This is a genomic window from Polynucleobacter parvulilacunae (assembly GCF_018881715.1).
Classification (GTDB): Bacteria; Pseudomonadota; Gammaproteobacteria; order Burkholderiales; family Burkholderiaceae; genus Polynucleobacter; species Polynucleobacter parvulilacunae.
Window position 1 is genome coordinate 394,280 of sequence record NZ_JACVPW010000002.1, and the last position, 18,835, is coordinate 413,114.

General features: G+C 44.0%; 14 protein-coding genes, 1 other RNA gene and 1 pseudogene. 9 read left to right on the forward strand and 7 right to left on the reverse strand.

The genetic code is table 11. The annotated features are described in order from the left end of the window. Positions 1-24: 24 nt before the first annotated feature. The 3 genes from pheA to gyrA are packed head-to-tail and all read right to left on the reverse strand — an operon-like array spanning position 25 to position 4,936. Positions 25-1,104, reverse strand: coding sequence for a prephenate dehydratase (gene pheA, locus ICN18_RS07280; RefSeq protein ID WP_216189836.1), 1,080 nt, complete (start codon positions 1,102-1,104; stop codon positions 25-27). Beyond that, on the reverse strand, positions 1,104-2,201 hold the full coding sequence (gene serC / locus ICN18_RS07285) for a 3-phosphoserine/phosphohydroxythreonine transaminase (RefSeq protein WP_216189837.1): 1,098 nt from the start codon (positions 2,199-2,201) through the stop codon (positions 1,104-1,106). Before serC ends, pheA begins: the two co-directional genes overlap by 1 nt. A 26-nt stretch (positions 2,202-2,227) precedes the next feature. Continuing rightward, complete coding sequence (gene gyrA, locus ICN18_RS07290) at positions 2,228-4,936, reverse strand: DNA gyrase subunit A (RefSeq protein ID WP_216189838.1); 2,709 nt, start codon at positions 4,934-4,936, stop codon at positions 2,228-2,230. Positions 4,937-5,095: 159 nt separating this feature from the next. Here gyrA and ompA point away from each other — a divergent pair, with 159 nt between their 5' ends. The 5 genes from ompA to ICN18_RS07315 all read left to right on the forward strand — a co-directional run bounded on the left by ompA (position 5,096) and on the right by ICN18_RS07315 (position 8,992). Continuing rightward, positions 5,096-5,662, forward strand: coding sequence for an outer membrane protein OmpA (ompA, locus tag ICN18_RS07295; RefSeq protein ID WP_216189839.1), 567 nt, complete (start codon positions 5,096-5,098; stop codon positions 5,660-5,662). 101 nt (positions 5,663-5,763) lie between these two features. Continuing rightward, positions 5,764-6,453, forward strand: coding sequence for a bifunctional 2-polyprenyl-6-hydroxyphenol methylase/3-demethylubiquinol 3-O-methyltransferase UbiG (gene ubiG, locus ICN18_RS07300; RefSeq protein WP_216189840.1), 690 nt, complete (start codon positions 5,764-5,766; stop codon positions 6,451-6,453). 8 nt (positions 6,454-6,461) lie between these two features. Further along, positions 6,462-7,142 (forward strand): HAD family hydrolase, encoded by a 681-nt coding sequence (locus ICN18_RS07305; protein ID WP_216189841.1) that lies wholly within the window; start codon positions 6,462-6,464, stop codon positions 7,140-7,142. A 62-nt stretch (positions 7,143-7,204) separates the two neighbouring features. Further along, positions 7,205-7,563, forward strand: a transfer-messenger RNA (tmRNA) gene (gene ssrA / locus ICN18_RS07310). Between the two features lie 175 nt (positions 7,564-7,738). Further along, complete coding sequence (locus ICN18_RS07315; RefSeq protein WP_216189842.1) at positions 7,739-8,992, forward strand: tyrosine-type recombinase/integrase; 1,254 nt, start codon at positions 7,739-7,741, stop codon at positions 8,990-8,992. Positions 8,993-9,180: 188 nt separating this feature from the next. On the opposite strand, the gene ICN18_RS07320 is transcribed toward ICN18_RS07315, so the two are convergent. The 4 genes and pseudogenes from ICN18_RS07320 to ICN18_RS07335 form a co-directional block, all read right to left on the reverse strand. Next, on the reverse strand, positions 9,181-10,647 hold the full coding sequence (locus ICN18_RS07320) for a restriction endonuclease subunit S (protein ID WP_216189843.1): 1,467 nt from the start codon (positions 10,645-10,647) through the stop codon (positions 9,181-9,183). A gap of 23 nt (positions 10,648-10,670) precedes the next feature. Further along, the gene (locus ICN18_RS07325) at positions 10,671-12,518 is read right to left on the reverse strand and encodes a type I restriction-modification system subunit M (RefSeq protein WP_216189844.1); all 1,848 of its coding nucleotides are present in this window, start codon (positions 12,516-12,518) and stop codon (positions 10,671-10,673) included. Positions 12,519-12,718: 200 nt separating this feature from the next. Next, positions 12,719-13,279: pseudogene (locus tag ICN18_RS07330) on the reverse strand (HD domain-containing protein). A 3-nt stretch (positions 13,280-13,282) separates the two neighbouring features. Further along, entirely contained in the window at positions 13,283-15,481 is a 2,199-nt protein-coding gene (locus ICN18_RS07335; RefSeq protein WP_216189845.1) for a GmrSD restriction endonuclease domain-containing protein, read from the reverse strand. Positions 15,482-15,758: 277 nt separating this feature from the next. Here ICN18_RS07335 and ICN18_RS07340 point away from each other — a divergent pair, with 277 nt between their 5' ends. From ICN18_RS07340 to ICN18_RS07355, 4 genes are all read left to right on the forward strand, one after another. After that, positions 15,759-16,097, forward strand: a complete 339-nt coding sequence (locus ICN18_RS07340; protein WP_216189846.1) for a hypothetical protein — start codon at positions 15,759-15,761, stop codon at positions 16,095-16,097. A 332-nt stretch (positions 16,098-16,429) separates the two neighbouring features. Beyond that, a complete protein-coding gene (locus tag ICN18_RS07345) occupies positions 16,430-16,711 on the forward strand; it encodes a helix-turn-helix transcriptional regulator (protein WP_216189847.1) in 282 nt (93 codons plus the stop codon). Between the two features lie 519 nt (positions 16,712-17,230). Next, positions 17,231-18,070 carry a hypothetical protein gene (locus tag ICN18_RS07350; RefSeq protein WP_216189848.1) on the forward strand — a complete coding sequence of 280 codons (840 nt, stop codon included), beginning with the start codon at positions 17,231-17,233 and terminating at the stop codon, positions 18,068-18,070. After that, on the forward strand, positions 18,067-18,822 hold the full coding sequence (locus tag ICN18_RS07355) for a hypothetical protein (RefSeq protein WP_216189849.1): 756 nt from the start codon (positions 18,067-18,069) through the stop codon (positions 18,820-18,822). The genes ICN18_RS07350 and ICN18_RS07355 overlap by 4 nt, the downstream gene beginning before the upstream one ends. Positions 18,823-18,835 lie beyond the last annotated feature (13 nt).

Below are 18,835 nucleotides of genomic sequence, written 5' to 3' on the forward strand. Positions count from 1 at the left end.
TTTTGAGATAAATCTTTAACTCAATTAAGCTGAGTGTGGATAAGAGCCTAAATTTTTATAGAAAGCGGCAACACCCTTCAACTCTTCAAGCGCCTTCACCACTTTTTCATCATCCGTATGGCCAGCAATATCAATATAAAAGTGATATTCCCAAGTACCTTTACGAGCAGGACGTGATTCAAAGCGATTCATCGACACACCGTGTTTAGCTAAAGGTGCCAACAAACGATGGACGGCACCAGGCTGGTTATCAACCGAGAGCACCAAAGAAGTTTGATCTTTGCCGGTAGATGAACATGCATAGTTTCCAACCACCACGAAACGGGTACGGTTGTGAGGATCATCTTGAATTTGTGCAGCCACTGCTTGTAAGCCATAAGCCTCTTGAGCAGGATCACCAGCAATTGCGGCCAAAGTAGGATCGGCAGCTGCCATGCGCGCCGCTTCAGCATTGCTACTGACTGCTTGACGCTTAAGTTGCGGTGCATGCACGCTTAACCATTGCTGACATTGCGCCAGGGCTTGGGCATGAGCACAGACAGTTGTTACGCCATCCAAGTTACCGCTCTTAGTGAGCAGGTGATGACGAATAGGCAGCACGACTTCGCCACTAATGCGCATCGATGAATCGAGCAATAAATCCAATGTGCGCGAGATAGCACCTTCGCTGGAGTTTTCAACAGGAACAACGCCAAACTGAGCCGCGCCCTTCTCTACCGACTTAAATACTTCATCTAGGCTTGCGCAAGGTAAGCCAGCAATCGAGTGGCCAAAATACGTTTGAGCTGCTTGCTCAGAAAATGTTCCTACTGGGCCAAGATAAGCAATCGTTTGGCGAGCTTCAAGAGCTCTGCATGCAGACATCACTTCACGCCAAATCGCAGCAATGCCATCTGGCAGCAAAGGACCTTTATTGATTTCTTGTAAACGCGCTACCACTTGGCGCTCACGCTCAGGACGGAAGACTGGTGAAGCGAATCCACCTTTAACGTGACCCACTTCCTGCGCAGCTTTTGCACGCTGAGTAAGTAGATCCAAAATCTGCGCATCTAATGCGTCAATTTTTTCCCGCAAGGGAGCTAAGCGCTGTTCTTCAGTACTCATTAAGCCCGCCTTTCAAAATCACGCATAAATTCAATTAAGGCTTTTACGCCTTCAATGGGCATGGCGTTATAAATGCTGGCACGCATGCCGCCCGCAGCTTTATGGCCACGCAAGGCAACCAAACCAGCCGCATTCGATTGCGCCAAAAACTCTGCGTTCAGGTTCTCATCTTTTAAGAAGAAAGTCACGTTCATACGTGAGCGATATTCTTTTGTGACGCGATTTTCATACAAGCTGCTTTGATCCAAAAAGCTGTAAAGCAAATCCGCTTTTTCTTGATTACGCTTTTCAATAACATTCACGCCACCTTGCTTGAGTAACCACTTAAATCCTAAGCCAGCCATGTAAATCGAGAAAGTCGGCGGCGTATTAATCATGGATTGCGTATTGGTTTGCACAGACCAATCCCAAATCGTTGGGGTGATAGACATACTCTTACCTAACAAATCCTTGCGTACGATCACAATCGTTACACCAGATGGGCCGATATTCTTTTGTGCACCACCAAACCATACGGCGCACTGATTGACATCCATCTCTTTAGAAAGGATGTTGCTAGAAATATCTGCAACCAAGGGAATATCACCAACGTCCGGCACATCCGGAAACTCAACACCACCAATAGTTTCATTAGCGCAGTAAAGAACATAAGCAGCGTCACTTGATAACTTCCAAGTAGATCTCGCGGGAATCGTATTGAATTTTTCTGCGGCTGAAGAGGCAACTAAATTTGCAGTGCCGTACTTCTGCGCTTCTTTGTAAGATTTTTCTGACCATACGCCAGTAACAATGTAATCCGCCTTTGGTCCATTCTTAGCCAAAGGCATGAGATTCATGGGGATAGCAGCATTTTGACCAAGGCCGCCACCCTGCAAAAGTAAGATCTCATAAGCATCGGGAATATGCATCAGCGTACGAAGATCATGAATGACCTCTTCATACACCTCCATGAACTCTTTACTGCGGTGACTAATTTCCATCACGCTCGTACCGAGTCCACGCCAATTCAGCATTTCATCGGCAGCCTGCTTCAGCACCTCTTCAGGCAAAGTAGCAGGCCCCGCTGCGAAATTAAAAATGCGGCGGTCAAAAGTCATGATGTGATCTAGTCTAGAGGTGACGCTTAAGCGTCACCTACCGTATCGTCATTAGAGTCGGCTGCTGGATCTGCAGATACGTCACCTTCTTCTGCGTCATCAGCTTCGTCATCTGAATCGCTTTCAGCAATACGCTGCAAGCCAGACAAACGTGTACCTTCATCAACGTTGATCAAAGTCACACCCTGAGTTGCACGACCCATCTCACGTATTTCAGATACACGAGTACGCACCAAGACGCCACCAGTAGTAATCAACATAATTTGATCTTCTGGCGATACCAATGAGGCAGCGACTACTTTGCCGTTACGCTCTGAAGTTTGAATTGCAATCATGCCCTTCGTACCACGACCATGACGTGTGTATTCAGCGATCGGCGTACGCTTACCGTAACCATTTTCTGTTGCAGTCAACACGCTACTTGGAATCGCAATGCCGTTTGTATCAATTACAGCCGCTTCAACGCCTTCTGCAGCCTCAGCTGGAGCAACCAACATCGCAATTACGTGATGCCCTTCGCCTAGGTTCATGCCACGCACACCACGTGCGGTACGACCCATCGGACGAACATCATTCTCGTCAAAGCGCACTGCTTTGCCAGCATCGGAGAACAACATCACATCATGCTGGCCATCAGTAATAGCAGCGCCAACCAAGAAGTCGTTTTCATTCAAGTCGACAGCAATAATGCCGGCCTTACGTGGATTAGAGAAGTCAGACAAACGAGTCTTCTTCACGGTACCTAAGCTAGTAGCCATAAAGACATACTGATCGTCTTGGTAGCCCTTGATTGGCAGAATCACAGTGATCTTCTCACCTTCAATCAGCGGGAACATATTAACGATTGGCTTGCCGCGAGAAGTACGGCTTCCCTGCGGAACTTCCCAGACCTTGAGCCAATACATACGACCTCGGTCAGAGAAGCACAAGATCGTATCGTGCGTATTCGCTACGAAGAGCGTTTCAATCCAATCTTCATTCTTAGTTGCGGCAGCTTGCTTTCCTCGACCACCGCGTTTTTGTGCGCGGTACTCGCTCAGCGGCTGACTCTTCATATAACCAGTATTTGAAAGTGTCACCACTAAATCTTGCGGCGTAATCAAGTCTTCCGTGAACAGTTCAGTCGCATTCATTTCAATAAATGAACGACGACCGGTATCACCACCAGCAACACCAAATTCAGATTGCACTTCTTTTAATTCAGACTCGATCACTTGAGTCACGCGCTCTGGCTTCGCCAACAAATCCAGTAAGTCAGAAATCTCTGCCATTACTTCTTTGTATTCGTTAACGATCTTGTCTTGCTCTAAACCAGTCAAGCGTTGCAAACGCATCTGCAAAATTTCTTGCGCTTGACTGTCTGACAAACGATACAAGCCAGTAGTTTGCATGCCGTACTCGGGCAACAATCCTTCTGGACGATAAGCATTGCGGCCGCCTGGCGTATCGGTCTCAGCACGTGCCAACATCTCACGCACCATCGATGAATCCCAAGCTTTGCCCATCAACCCTTGTTTAGCAATCACTGGGTTCGCTGCAGCTTTAATAATTGCAATGAACTCATCAATATTTGCTAATGCAACAGCCAAACCTTCTAAGACGTGACCACGATCGCGCGCTTTACGCAATTCAAAAATCGTACGACGTGTGACAACTTCACGACGATGCTGCAAGAAGTACTCAAGCATTTGCTTCAAGTTCAACAAGCGTGGTTGGTTATCCACCAATGCCACCATGTTCATGCCGAAGTTATCTTGTAACTGAGTGCTCTTATACAAATTATTGAGAACAACTTCAGGCACTTCACCGCGCTTCAATTCAATAACAACGCGCATACCGGATTTATCTGACTCATCACGCAAATCAGAAATGCCTTCAACTTTTTTCTCATTCACCAACTCAGCAATACGCTCGAGCAAGTTCTTTTTGTTTACTTGGTATGGCAACTCATCCACGATGATCGCCTGACGTGCGCCCTTATCCAAATCTTCAAAGTGAGTCTTGGCACGCATCACTACACGGCCACGACCAGTGCGATAACCCTCACGAACGCCTTGAACGCCGTAAATAATGCCGGCAGTCGGGAAATCAGGGGCTGGAATGATCTCAATCAGCTCATCAATCGTGCATTCTGGGTTGTGAAGTACATGTAAACAGGCTGTAACCACCTCATCCAGGTTATGGGGAGGGATATTGGTCGCCATACCTACAGCAATGCCAGAACTGCCATTTATCAGCAAATTAGGCACTTTGGCAGGCAGAATCAGGGGTTCTTTCTCGCTACCGTCGTAATTTGGCCCAAAATCGACCGTTTCTTTGTCCAAATCGGCCAAAAGCTCATGAGCTATCTTGCGGAGGCGGATCTCGGTATACCGCATCGCAGCAGCGTTATCGCCGTCTACGGAGCCAAAGTTACCCTGCCCGTCAACCAGCATATAGCGCAGGGAGAAGTCCTGGGCCATCCGAACGATCGTGTCATACACCGCAGAATCACCGTGCGGATGGTATTTACCGATTACATCGCCAACTATACGGGCAGATTTTTTGTAAGCTCGGTTCCAATCGTTGTTTAATTCATACATAGCGAATAAGACACGGCGGTGAACCGGTTTAAGGCCATCACGTACGTCTGGCAGGGCTCTGCCGACGATGACGCTCATTGCGTAGTCCAAATAGGACCGCCGCATTTCGTCTTCGAGGGATATTGGTAGTGTTTCTTTAGCGGCTTGTTCCATCTAGAAATAATATCATTTTGATGACAGGTAGGCCCTATGCTAAGATTCTGTCAGTTTGTACGAAATTGAGATGTGTCGCTTTGCAGTTTTTGCATCAAGGTAGGGCGAATTACATTTAAGTTTGACTTTAATTAAAAAAGAGATTTTTGAGGACTAAAAATGAACAAAACCCTAAGAGTGTTGCTCGCTTCTGTTATTACTGTTTCTGCTACTGCAGCAATGGCTTCTGATAACTGGCAAAACGGCGATGGCGCCCTAAACTGGAAAAACGGCGATGGCACATTGTGCTGGCGCGATAGCAACTGGACACCTGCTACTGCAGCTAAAGGTTGCGATGGTGCGTTGACTGGTGCTGCTGCTGGCGTTAGCCAAAGCAAAATCACTTTGCAAGCTGACACACTTTATGACTTCAACAAGTCTGACTTGAAACCAGAAGGTAAAGCTACTTTGGACAAGATCGCTGCTGACTTAAGCAAGATCAAGTTAGAAGTAATCATTGCTGTAGGCAACACTGACAGCGTTGGTACAGATGCATACAACATGGCCCTCGGTCAGCGTCGTGCGCAATCTGTTAAGACATACTTGGTAAGCAAGGGTGTTGACGGTAGCCGTATCTACACAGAATCTAAAGGCAAGAGCAATCCAGTTGCATCAAACGCAACTGCTGAAGGCCGCGCTAAGAACCGCCGTACTGACATCGAAGTTGTTGGTACAGCAGCTAAGTAATTCACTTTACTTGTAAAAAAGCCCGCTTCTAGCGGGCTTTTTTATTTCCGCTATATTCGTCTTATCCTGTTACTTTTAAGCAATCCAACCACCTCCTTCATATGAACGTAGACCAGTCAGAAATCGCCAAATTTAGCGCCCTAGCCCATCGCTGGTGGGATCCTAATAGCGAGTTCAAGCCTTTGCATGCCATCAATCCTCTGCGTCTAGGCTGGATCAAGTCATTCGTAAATTTGGATGGCAAAAAGGTGGTTGATATCGGTTGTGGTGGTGGCATCCTGGCTGAATCAATTTCTCAATCGGGTGCGGATACCACCGGCATTGATTTATCTGAAAAGGCACTCAAGGTTGCCGAGTTGCATGCCTTAGAGGTGGGCGCAAACCTCACCTATCGCTCTGTCTCCGCAGAAGCGCTGGCTGATGAACAACCAGAACAATACGATGTAGTGACTTGCATGGAAATGCTGGAACACGTTCCCGATCCCGCATCAGTGGTTCGCGCCTGTGCCAAGTTATGTAAACCGGGCGGCACTTTATTTTTCAGCACACTCAATCGCAGTCCAAAGTCTTACTTATTTGCCATCATTGGCGCTGAATACATTCTCAAGTTACTCCCCAAGGGCACTCACGAGTACGCTAAATTCATTAAACCATCCGAGCTCGTTGCATTTACTCGCCACGCAGGCTTAGAAATGCTCGGTATGAAAGGTTTGAGTTACAACCCACTCACTCAGGTATATAGCTTGAGTGATGATGTTGATGTGAATTACATGATTGCCGTACGTAAATAATGAAAGGTATGAGCAATCTTTCCAGTCCTTATGCCGGAATCTTTTTTGATTTAGATGGCACATTAGCCGATACCGCGCCAGATTTAGTGGCAGCAACCAATAAATTACTGGTTGCGCGTAATCTCACACCTAAGCCTTATAAATTTCTACGCCCCTATGCATCAGCCGGAGCTCGTGGATTACTAGAAGGCGCCTTTGGGATTAGCTCGGATCATGCCGATTTCATCCCATTACGCGATGAATTTTTCAGCAATTACGAAAAAGCACTCCTTGTTGAGAGCAAATTATTTGATGGAATTGATCATTTACTCGATCAAATGGATGCAGCAAGACTCCCCTGGGGGATCATTACCAATAAAAGTGAGCGCTTTACCAACCCATTAACCGAGCTCATGGGTCTGCGCCAGAGAGCTGTTTCTACAGTTTCTGGCGATACCACCCCTTATTCAAAGCCACATCCCGAGCCCATTTTGCATGCCGCCAGATCTACTAATATCGATCCTACAAAATCAATTTATGTTGGGGACGACATTAGAGACGTTTTAGCGGGTAAAGCAGCAGGAATGAAGACCGTGGCGGCTGCTTATGGCTACTGTGGCTGCAAAGAGCCTCCTGAGGCCTGGGGAGCGGATTACATCATCCACAATCCTATCGACCTCTTGGAAATCATTTTTCCCAAAAGGGATTAAAAAGATATTCAGCAATTTAAGGTCGGCAGCCTTAAAATAGAGACTTCCTATGCATGAACTCCGGGGTCGACATGGTTTCGACGTGGATTACAAAGCATCAAGGGCATACCGAGGACCCGTTATCTCGTAAATCAATGGGAATGTTTTAACTGCAAACGACGAACGTTTCGCACTAGCCGCTTAATTGCGGTTGCCCCTGAACTGATTCTCTCTTGGGTCAGCTAGCGCAAGCTAGATCAGGGTCATTTACAAGAGATAAGATCATTTCATGTCACGAGGAATGATTCGAAAACTTAGTGAATCGTCAGCAAAGAACGTGTCAGTCCGTGCTTAACTGATTAAATCAAATGATATGACTAAGTATGTAGAACTTGTTGTGGAGGATTTGCGGACGCGGGTTCGATTCCCGCCGACTCCACCAATATTAGTATTAGCAGCACCCAGTAATAGCAAATAACCCCTTATAGAATAAATACTTTAAGGGGTTTTTTGTTGTCTATTGCCAACGCTAGAAATCACTAGTTTTGATAAATCTGGGGGTACTTCTGGGGGTACTTTAGAATAATCGAACTACCCAACGAAAAAGTTCCCCCATTATGCTTACTGAAATCGCTTGCAAATCCGCCTCATGCCCGCCCGATAAGGCTTTCAAGCGCTTTGCCGATTCGGAAGGCCTGTACCTAGAAGTGAGAAAAAATGGGGGTAAGTATTGGTTTTGGAAATATCGCATCCATAACAATGGCAAGCTGGTGGAAAAGAGGCTTGCTCTGGGGGTCTATCCCAAAGCACCCAAAGAAGAGGCTAGAGAAAAGCGTAATGAGGCTAAAAAGCTCCTAGGACAAGGCAAAGACCCGTCCCACCTCAAAAAGGTCGAAAAACAAGGGCGTCAGCGGGCTATTGGAGAAACCTTTAAAGAAGTAGCGCTCGATTGGTACAAAACAAAGAAGTCGGCCTGGAGCGATAGCCATGCCGATAGAACACTGCGTCAAATGGAGCGTGATTTATTTCCCTGGATCGGCGATCGACCCATGAAAGAAATCACCGGCAATGAAATTCTCCACGCCCTAAGAAAAGTAGAAGATCGTGGCGCAGTAGAAACCGCCGATCGCAATCTCATGATCTGTCGCCAAATTTGGGAATACGTTGCGCTTGATGACATTCCAGATGCCACCAGAGGCATTAAAGCCAAACTCAAACCCTATCGCGGCAAAACCCTTCCAGCGATTACAGATCCCAAACGCTTCGCACAGCTACTTGTAGCAATAGATGGCTACTCAGGCACTCCAGTTGTCAAAGCAGCTTTGAAGCTGGCTCCAATCCTCTTCCAGCGGCCATATAACTTACGAACAATGCAATGGAGTCAACTCAACTTAGAGGAAGGTATTTGGACCATTCCTTCAATGGAAATGAAGCGCGAAAAATATGAAAAAGAAAATGGTGAAGATCATTTAGTCCCTCTCCCCACTCAAGCTATAGAAATTTTGAAAGAAGTAAAGCGCTACACAGGAAATAGTATTTATGTTTTTAGAGGCGAGCGAACTGGCAATAGCCCAATGAGTGATGGCACGATAAATAAAGCTCTACGCACTCTTGGATTTGGCGATGAGCAATGCGGTCATGGATTTAGAGCAAGCGGCAGAACAATGCTTGATGAAGTTCTCAATAAAGACTGGAGACACCTTGAGGCTCAACTTGCGCATGCAGTAAAAGACGTTAACGGGAAAAGCTACAACCGCACTCAATTTATTAAACAGAGAGTTGAGTTAATGCAGGATTGGGCAACTTATCTTGACAAGCTTAAAGAAGCAAAAACTGATGAAGAACTAAATCAAACTGCATCAAATAAATAATCAGACTCGCCACCCCTCACTAAACGCTTAAGCCTCGGGGCGGACTCATATTATTTATATAACACATTGATTTATATAAGTATTTTTAAAAATATTTAATTAACTACCCTCTTTTATACCCTCAATTTCTTTCATAAATAGCCATTTTATGTTTTTAGCAAAATGAGGGTAGAAAATTAAAAACTTTTTTAAGGGTTATTAATATTTTTCTGAACATACGAAGTTGCACTTTCCTCCCCTTGCTGAACAGCAATCTCAACAGCACGTCTTGCAACGGATAAGATATTCTCCGAATCTTTTTTGAGAGAAAAACAATCCTGCATAGCCTTCGAGATTATTTTTTGAGTATCAATATCAACTATTGGAAGTATTACGCTTTCAACCTCCTCCAAGCGCCAGTGCAGAATAATGGAACCTCCAGCATCTCTTTCCGCCTGTCTCTTAACAATTTCGCTATTGAGAAGCAAGGTTAAGTAGTCTGGCAAAAGCTCCTTAGGATTCTTTATAGTCAAATGAAGAATTGCACCGGAAGTTATGAACTCTGCATTTTCTTGAAGGCAGAAAGCCTCCCCTACACTTCCATCTTTTGAGAATAAAATCGCCCCCTTTTTAGGTTTGAGTTTTTCTAATTTTTCTTGATTTTCAAAAACAAACTTACTACTTAGATTAATTTGAGGCTTTGCTATCCCAAGCTTACTGTAATCCGCAACCCTTAAAAAGGGCACACCATCTGATTCTTCGGAGTAAGCGTCCGAACCAGGCTCTATGGACTTCAATATATCTACAACATCGCGTAATTTTGAATGTTCCTTAGCAAGAATCATCTGCGTTAACTGCTCATAACGAGGTTGGTAATACTCAGCATCAAGCCTTCCAGTTAATTTATAAGAATCGCTAAGTTTTTTAATATTTATAGTATTTTCGTCAAGCCTTAGGACTTCGCCGCCCATTGCTCCAAATAAAGCCGCCTCAGCCTTTGAATAAGATTCATTAGACTTATGTCTTATTGCCTCAGAATATGAAATTAATTCTTTTATCTTTGATTGAAATTCAAAACTAATAGATGGAATCAAGAATGAGCCAACCTCCTCAAGATTCATATTGTATTGCCCCGTTGGTCTCGCAATTCTTCGAACCTGATCATGCCCAAGGCTGGAGGTTAGGTAGGCAAAAAGAAAATGGGGTTGATATTTATCCTTAAATTCGTCTTTAATTCTCAGAAGAGCCATTGCCTGCGTTATATTGGCCCTTGGAAAATCCTCGCTTACAAGCGAACATCTTCCAATTACGTCGGTAGTGGCGCCTACAATATTTATCAGTACATCATTGCTATCTAAATGGGTTTTTGACATTGATTGGTCAGTCTTATCATCAATGTAAAAATAATCATTTAATTGATTGGAACTTAAAATGTCATTTCTAATATTTCCAGTCTTTAAAAGAATCACGCCGGTCTTTAAATTTTCATCCCTAACCAGAGGGGTTGACCCACTTCGAATAATGCAAATATTCTCGAGCGCTATCGACTCAGCAGAGGGAGAATTTTCTAAAAACTCTTTTAGAAAGAATGTGCTATCAATTCTCTGAGAGCGGCTAGCGGCCCTAGCATTTGCGAGACTAACCTCACTAATCTCAAGCCCTTTTAACAATTCCAAATAACGGTCTTTATTAAAAGGGCTTATTGAAAAAAACTTAGCTTTTCCTTTCTTGAAAATTCCATAAAAGCTTCTGAAATTGCGCTTAAGTCGGTTTTACTTAAAGTGTCCTGGGTTGATTTACCAACATAATTTCCAGAATTGTCCTTAACCGGCTTCAAATTAGTTGCAAAAAAGATTGGATAATCTTCTTTTATTGGGCATTTTTCTTTATCCCACTTTTGAATAATTAGAATACTGGTTTTAGTGCCCGTATATGGCTTAAAACTATTCCCATGAAGACCTACAACAGCCAATATTCTGCATTTATTAGATATGTACTCCCTGAGTAGCTTATCACTTGAGTTATTAAATCTACCCTGGGGAAGGATAATTGCCATTCGCCCGCCAGGCTTCAAAAATTTTAAGTTTCTTTCTAGAAATAAAACATCCCTCTTTTCGGATGATCTAGTTTTGTTTTTCCCATCTTTGGCCACATCGTAGTAACCAAGGATTGCGCCACTGGTAATCTCGCCTGCAAAAGGCGGGTTACTCATCAATATATCAAAACCTTCGTTAGCAAATGTCTTTGCTATCACACCATCATAAATACCAGTTTCATTTTTATCCCAAACACGCAAATCAAGAGAGTTTGCTTGCTGAGAATTTGAGGAGCCATCACCAGCTATCACCATTAATGCTTTCGCAATTTTTACAGTTCTGGGATCAAAATCTAAGGCATACAAATTTTTAGAGGCATATCTAAATCTATCCCTCTCTTCAATCTTTTCAGTTTTTAACATGTGCTGAAAAGTGTGCAATAAAAACCCTGCACTACCAGCGCTAGGGTCGAGAACCTTTTCATCATCGGCAGGATTAAGCATGGAAACAACGATGTCAATTACTGGTCTTGGCGTAAAGTACTGACCTTTTTCTCCTTTGCTATCGCCTGAAATCATATGCTCAAATGCGGCGTCTAAGATTTCAAAGTCCGTCTCAAAGAGTTTATATTCTTGTAGCTCAGAAACAACCGCAATTAGCGTTTCTTCACTTAATTCAATTTCCTCTTTTTCTTTAAATACGTCAGGCCATTTATTTTTAGCACCCTTAAAAAGCTCACCGACAGATTGCTTTAGCTTGGATCCTTTTTTTATCTGAAAATCAAGCTCGTCTTTCGGCTTTTTGCTTTGCTCATCGTATAGTTTTGCGAAAATTAATTTAAAAATTTCATCAAATGCGTTTACGCCATCATTTGATAGAACCTTTTGCTCCAACATTGAGACGGTTGAACGCAAATCTTTGATCTCAATTAAGTCTGGTTTTTTTAAATAAGTAGATAAAACATCATCCGCAGTCTCATTTGACTTTGGCACCCTCTTAAACCTCTCAAACTTATACTTGTTTTCGGGGTTTCTATATCTAACATTTTCCTCATTACCATCAACCCAAACGCCAAGAAATGTCGGCAGAGCAGAAATATAGCTTTCTAGCTGACCAATTCCCTCAACTAAATCCTCATCTGGTTTTTTTACTTCCACGATAAGAACTATGGATTCTTTAGTTTTTCTGTCGGGATTTTCATAAATAACAACGTCCGCCATTTTTGTGGCAGAGCCCATTTTGACCGGAACCTCTAGCTCCATGTTATTAAGCGAATACCCATACTCTTCGATTAATTTATGCAGATAAAGCTGACGAATAATTTCCTCTGGATTGCTTTTAGATTTAGAGAGAACCTGTATCTTCTTTTGTCTTTTTAGGCAGGTTATATATACCCTGCCCGAGGACTCATCGACAATTAAAGATGCTTCTACAGCGTCAATTTGCTGTTTTGAAAAAAGCTTTAAAAAGGAAACATCCTGGTTAAGTATTTCGGCTATCTTTAAGGCCATATTTATTCACCTAGCAATCACATAATGCGATTTATGATACCAGCAACAATTGTAGTTACTGATGCCCAACTTCATGAAATTAATGGGGCGATTTTCTTAACGCCATACAAACCCTAAAAATGGATTTCTTGCCAAGACCCTCTCATGAAATAAGAACCAGAAGATGAGCGACATCTTCTGGTTTGAGTATTTGCCACAACCTATCTAGCTAAGCCCTTTACCAGCATCTCAGATAGATATTGGGCTCTACCTTTTTCAAGCAAAGCATCAAAAAGCTTTTCTAGCTTGGAGTTTGATCCTCGAATACCGGCAACTACTGCAGCTGCCCATTCAAAGTAGGCTTGCTTTCTTTTAACATCCTAACCACTAGGAGGAGAAGCCAATATATCGCGAAGATTGCAGATCTTGTCAGCAAGCTTAACCAACTTAGCCTCATGAGAAGAATGGGCAGCGTGGGCAATTTGCTGTAATTTGCGCTCTTCTTTGGGCAACGCCTTATCGTCAGTTACCTCTAAAACAATGGAGGCCACATTCTTACCAAATGCCTTAGTCAACTCTTCGACTGTAGTTTGCGTATCTTCAATGGTGTCGTGTAGCAAAGCGGCACAAAGAACATCCCAATTTAAGATTCCTCCCTCATTAACCAGAACATCGACTAAAGCAATGGGGTGATTAATGTAGGGAGATGATTCTACGTCCTTACGACGTTGATCCCTGTGTTTGGTGGCTGAAAAGGCGAGAGCGGAGACAAATTGATTAATCATTTAGCTATCTTCTGAACCCACATCTAAGTCATCCTCTTCATCGTCTTCAATATCAGCACCATCACCAATAAGCTTATCTAAGTATTGCGATCGAATATCTCTAAGTGAAATTTTGGTTGCTTGGTCTAGCAACCAAAAACCCCATCCGTTAGTCGCACGCTTCCTAACGTATTTACCTGCCCCGGATGGGGTATCAAAGGTATTGTCGCCAATACCAATTGATCCATCCGGGAGAATTACAGCAGTGATATCGGAAAATTTAGCAATCTTAGGGTGGAGCACTTGTCCTGCCTGCAGCAAGCCCGCTGACATAAGATCCTCCACACCAACCTTAACGCTGCTCACCTCTTTTTTGGTGCGCGCGCTCGAGTGGTGACCAGTAGGCACGGGCCATATCTTCAAGATATCCTCAATTAAATCTTCGGTCCGACGATCTATTTTGGATTCATCCCATACTTGACCAGCATCATCAGTAATTAATCTATTGATGAATAAAACATCTCGCTTTAATAGACTCGATCTTTTACCCTCTTCACCATCCCAAGGGCCATTAGAAACAGAGCTATTTAACTTATTACTCAGTAAGGTGAGATTTCCCAGCTTATGGATGCGCGCATTACGGTCTTGCTCTGTATAGCCATCTGTAGCAGACCAGTATCTATTCCAACTTTGAGGCATTAAATGCTCAATAGCATAGGTGCCGCGTCGAACTCTAACGCCAGACATGGACACTTCATTACCAATCCAGCCTCGGCGATAGTCTTCAATTGACTCGAGAACCATTCTCAAGCGACCACGTCCAATTTTTCTGTAAATGGGCAAGTTTAATAACTCACCTCTCACTTCATTGTCATCTGGCCAGTAGGAGCTATCGCTAGTTTGACTAGCAAAGAAAGTTCTTATTGCTTCGCTCAACTTACCTTTTGGTGCTTTTTGAATAACCTTAATGACCTCTGTCATCACCTTGTTGTAGGCCTTGGTTGTCGCTCTAATGAGCATTCGACGAATTAACCAAGATTCAATAATCTCCAAACAAGCATTGATGTCGCTGACATCTTGGAGATTCTCATCTCGATCCAGCAAAGCCATCAAAACAGGCTTTACAACCTCAATGTCCATCGCTTTGGTTCGATATACAAATAAGCCGATACGGTCGATCGCGCCCTCCAGGACATCACCCTTGTCAATGAACTCTTTGTACTTAATGGATGCAGAATGAATTTTTTCCAGCAATTCAGGCATGCTCAGCGGTTTAGCGTCATAGTCCACAAAGGATTTAAATCTAGAAAATACCTCCCTAGCGACAATCTCTTCGGTGGTTTGCCCAATAAGCCAATGATTTAGAAACGCCGATGATCTTGGTGTCTTAACTCGACCAAAGCTAATTTCTTGCTCCCAAAAGCCCGTTTCAAATTGTTTCCAATGGTTCGAATAGGAGCTTTCAATATTGGCACCTTGCTCTAACAGTCTTTGGAAGACAAAGTTCTTAATCAGGTCAGCAGCAGTTAGTTGGGAACCTCTTGCGTTAAGGGTTTCAAAAATTTCCTGGGCATTTTCGCTGGCCGTTAAATCAATCACCACAATCTGGAGCAACTCTCTTGTGGCGCGCTCCATCGCTTTCACGCGTGCTGGAATTTCTTCTGGCCCATTCTCATTGAGCCATTGCCTAAACTGCTCAGAGAAAAATTGGTGGGCAAGAACTAGCTTGGAGTCTTTATTCTTAAGGTCGGCATAAGCAATTGGAGTATCCATTGCCATTACTTCATTAAAAGCCTGGCGATCTTTATTGGTTGGCCATACCTTAAATTGATCCTCGCTATGGTCGCAATACTCCTTAGGATTTCTGATTAAGAGCTCAAGCCTTTTAGATGCGTCAGCTTCACCCGCTAAATTGATTTCTGCATGCAAGGCATCTAGAAGTATCTGTAACGTTGTTAGGCGTTGCTGGCCGTCGATGACCGTTCGTTGCTGAAGATTGCCAGTTGGATTTTGAACTTGTTGGAAAACTACAGCCCCTAAAAAATGAGGTTGCTGTTGCTCTGGGCTTGCCAACACTCTATTGGCCACTCGCTCTAAGTCTTGCCATAACGGCATCCATTGGTTTTCTTGATTCCACACATAAGGACGTTGAAAAAGCGGAACTAGCAACCTTTGTGGCTGCATAAAGATCTGCTGAGGAGTTCTAACTTGTGTATCCATTTTTTACCGGTCTAAGACGTCTAAAAAATTACTAACTTATGAATTCAATAACCATCTTAAGCTATTAAAAACACTTTCTTATGAATTCAGCAAATGAAATAACTCATCCCATTTTTAGATATGTAGAAGTTTATTTTTCAAGAAAATAAGAAATGCTATTGACTTTCAATTTCATTTATGTCTTGACTTTTAGCCATGTTGGTGGCATAATGGCTACATTCACAAATTTAATTGCCGTCCTTTAAGGGGTCGGTCCTTCGGAAAGTAATACAGAAACATGAATGCAGTAAACCTCTCTACGACCGGGTTCAATATCCTTGCTACTTGGTCTGCAAATTCCCAAAGCTCACCTCTGCTCAATACCTTCTTGCATGAAGATATTGAAAACTTCTTATGCAGTTGTCGTCGCCTAGGAATGCCAATCTCAAAATTAGACTTCGCAGTTAAAGTCCTTTTCTTGGGATCTCAGGCAACACTATTCCCGCAGCAAACTCAAAGCATTACGTCTTTACAGAAATTCCTTCGTCTTGGTAGCACATGGATTACTCTACCCTGGAGCGCCTTGATCATTGGCCTTGCGCTAGCCTCACTCGTCATGGAGGCACCCAAAATGTAAAAAGCCAACTTAACCTTGAGGGTCAAATTGGCTTGTCCGATTTAATCGGGATTCTTCGTCTGTAAACAAAGTATATCCCCTTCTTTTTGACCAGTAAATAGATTCCCTCAATTTTTTAAACCGCCATGCGGTCAGGGGGAGTCTTTGCCTAAAAAACGATGAACTCCCAAACATCTCAGTCTTCAAGGAGTCATCCATGTTTCATACACATCTAGCAACACCCGGAAATTACCCATTTCATTTTCCGGCACGCAACACAATCTTGTCGCACTTGCCTACAAGATTTAAGCCCACGGCAATTTTGGGACAAGCCACTACCGGAGGGAAATCACATGTCTAAACCTAAATATGAATTGGTCATTGTGGACTCCGAGCAAAAATTTCCCGTTGATGGAATGTCTCGCTGGGGCGATATCAAGCACCTCATTCCCGTCAGTAAAGAAAAGTGGCGCCAGCTCATACGAGATGGATATGCACCACCCGTGACCCGATTAGGAATCCGTTGCTCGTTCCAATCGAACCGCGAAATCTTGCGATGGTTATCCGATCCTTTGAGTTATCGCGCTAAAAAAGAAGGTGTGGACACGCCTTCAGAAGGGCTAGGCCAAGCATGAAAACTCTAGCGAATTTATGCATCGCTACCCTACCCCGTTCAGGGGTTTGGGAAGCAGATGAATGCGGGGAGCCGAACAGTTTGGCTACGGTCAGTAGCCAACGTCAGGAAAAATTGCCCCAGCAATTTAGCAAGCCCACGAGCGATTTCCTGGTTTGGGGGCGCAGCCCGTGCGCCGTAGCAAGTCGTCAGACGAAGCGAGGCTACCCCCGTCAGAGAGAGTCAGAGATCGCCTTAAGGCGAGATTCGAATCGGTCAGGAATTTTCCGTCAGGAAAAGATCTGCGATGAGGGGGGTAGCCTCGGTTTCCGAGGCGCACCCCAAGCACAGCGCGGAGCATTCGCTAGAGCTTGCGTCCAGCAAGCAGCACCAAACTACCGTCAGGCCGCGTCCAGCGGGGCGACAGCCTGTTTGATGCGTTCTAGCGAAAGCATTTTTTCACCGAAAAAATCCGCATTTGAATTACTACGCTCTATTGCTACTAGCCATTGCTATAGCCAATCCGAAGGAGATAGCAATCATGAATAGCAATACCAAACGCAAAGATCCAAGAGCTGGCAAGCCCTTAAGCGAGGCGCGCAAATTGGAGTTGCAAGAACAGCGCAAAGCCAAACTCGGCAATCTCACACCCAATCAGTATGCCAAAGAACGCGATTACAAGTTACTGCGTTGGGTCTGGAAATGGGGCTACTCGAGCAAAGTCATTTTGCAAAAATTGAGTGAATCTTCTCGTCACGGCATTGTCAATCGCTTAGTCAAAAATGGTCTTTTAGCACAGACTAAAACCGAGTGTGGCGACCCAGTAACGAGCTTTTTTACCCTCACCGAAAAAGGCCTAGCCGAGGTAGAGCGACAGGCCGATCGCCTGCATTTTTATCCCTATCTAGACCCGTATAAAGTGCGCCAGAACACTTTGCGTCATGACCTCATGGCCCAAAACTACACGGTAAAAAATGGCATTGCGGGGGAAATCACAAAATATGACACCCCACTCACGATGCGAGCCATGTCTACTCGCAACGTCAAAGAACCGGACTGCGCCTGGTACATGACCAATAGCGAAGTCATTGCCATTGAAATTGAGCTCACTAAAAAGTGGGAACGTGATTTTGACGAGTTTCGCCTCAAAGTGGTCAATGCCTTAGATAACGGTAGTCGCTATTCCAAGTTCTATTTGGTCACTGATTCCAAGGCAATTGCCAAAGCCTACAAGGAGGGTATGAAACCGGGCACCCTGGTACCTCTCTGGAAAAAGAATGTCCACGGCAAATGGAATACCTATGACGAGTTTGAAATCCCCGAAGAAATCGGCTACGGCCCAACAGGCCTCTTTCAAATCTACTTAATGGAGTCCAAATGAATAAATTATTGATTTTGATAACGGCAACGTTGTTACTGCTAACTGGTTGTGACCATAGCAATAGAGAGCTAATCCAAGCTAAATATGATGGTCACCAGGAGGGTCTAGAAGAGGGGGAAAAGGCAGGCTTCAAAACCTGCGAGCAATCCATTTCCAGAGCGGCTGAAGCACTGGCCGCGCAAATTAAGATGAAAAATGAAGTGATAGACCGTCAGCGAGAATCAGAGCTTGAAAAGGCTTTGGCCTGCTCAAACTCACCAATCAACCTTTGCCCCGATTCTTGGATGGTCGATATTCAGTCCTACCAGAAATTGGGCTATTCGGGTACCGCAGGAGAGCAAACATTTTGGATTGGTCTTGCCAATTCAGGAATTCCATCTTTACTCATGATCTTATTTCTTGTTGGCCCAGCGATGATCTATAAGACGTTAAAGCTGGAAACATTAGCCAAAGAAAGTAAAAAGTTAGGCCTAATGCGTCAAGAATTGAAATCTGAGAATTCAAAATTAGACGATCGAATAGCCAACCTGACGGCCGAGGAGAATCAGGCTATGCGTGAGGCGAATAGAGGTCGACTTCATGAGGAAAAAATGTGTGATCAGGTTCGTATTCAACGAAAAGTGGGGGAGGCTGAATTGGAATACTTTAGATCTGAAAGCGCACGGGAGATAGAAGAAACAATTAAAGAACTCGCCGTATTGGCTAATGAAGTCGCTGCGCTAAAGGTCCAGAAAAAGCTTTTTGGAGGTTAATGAAAGTGAGAAA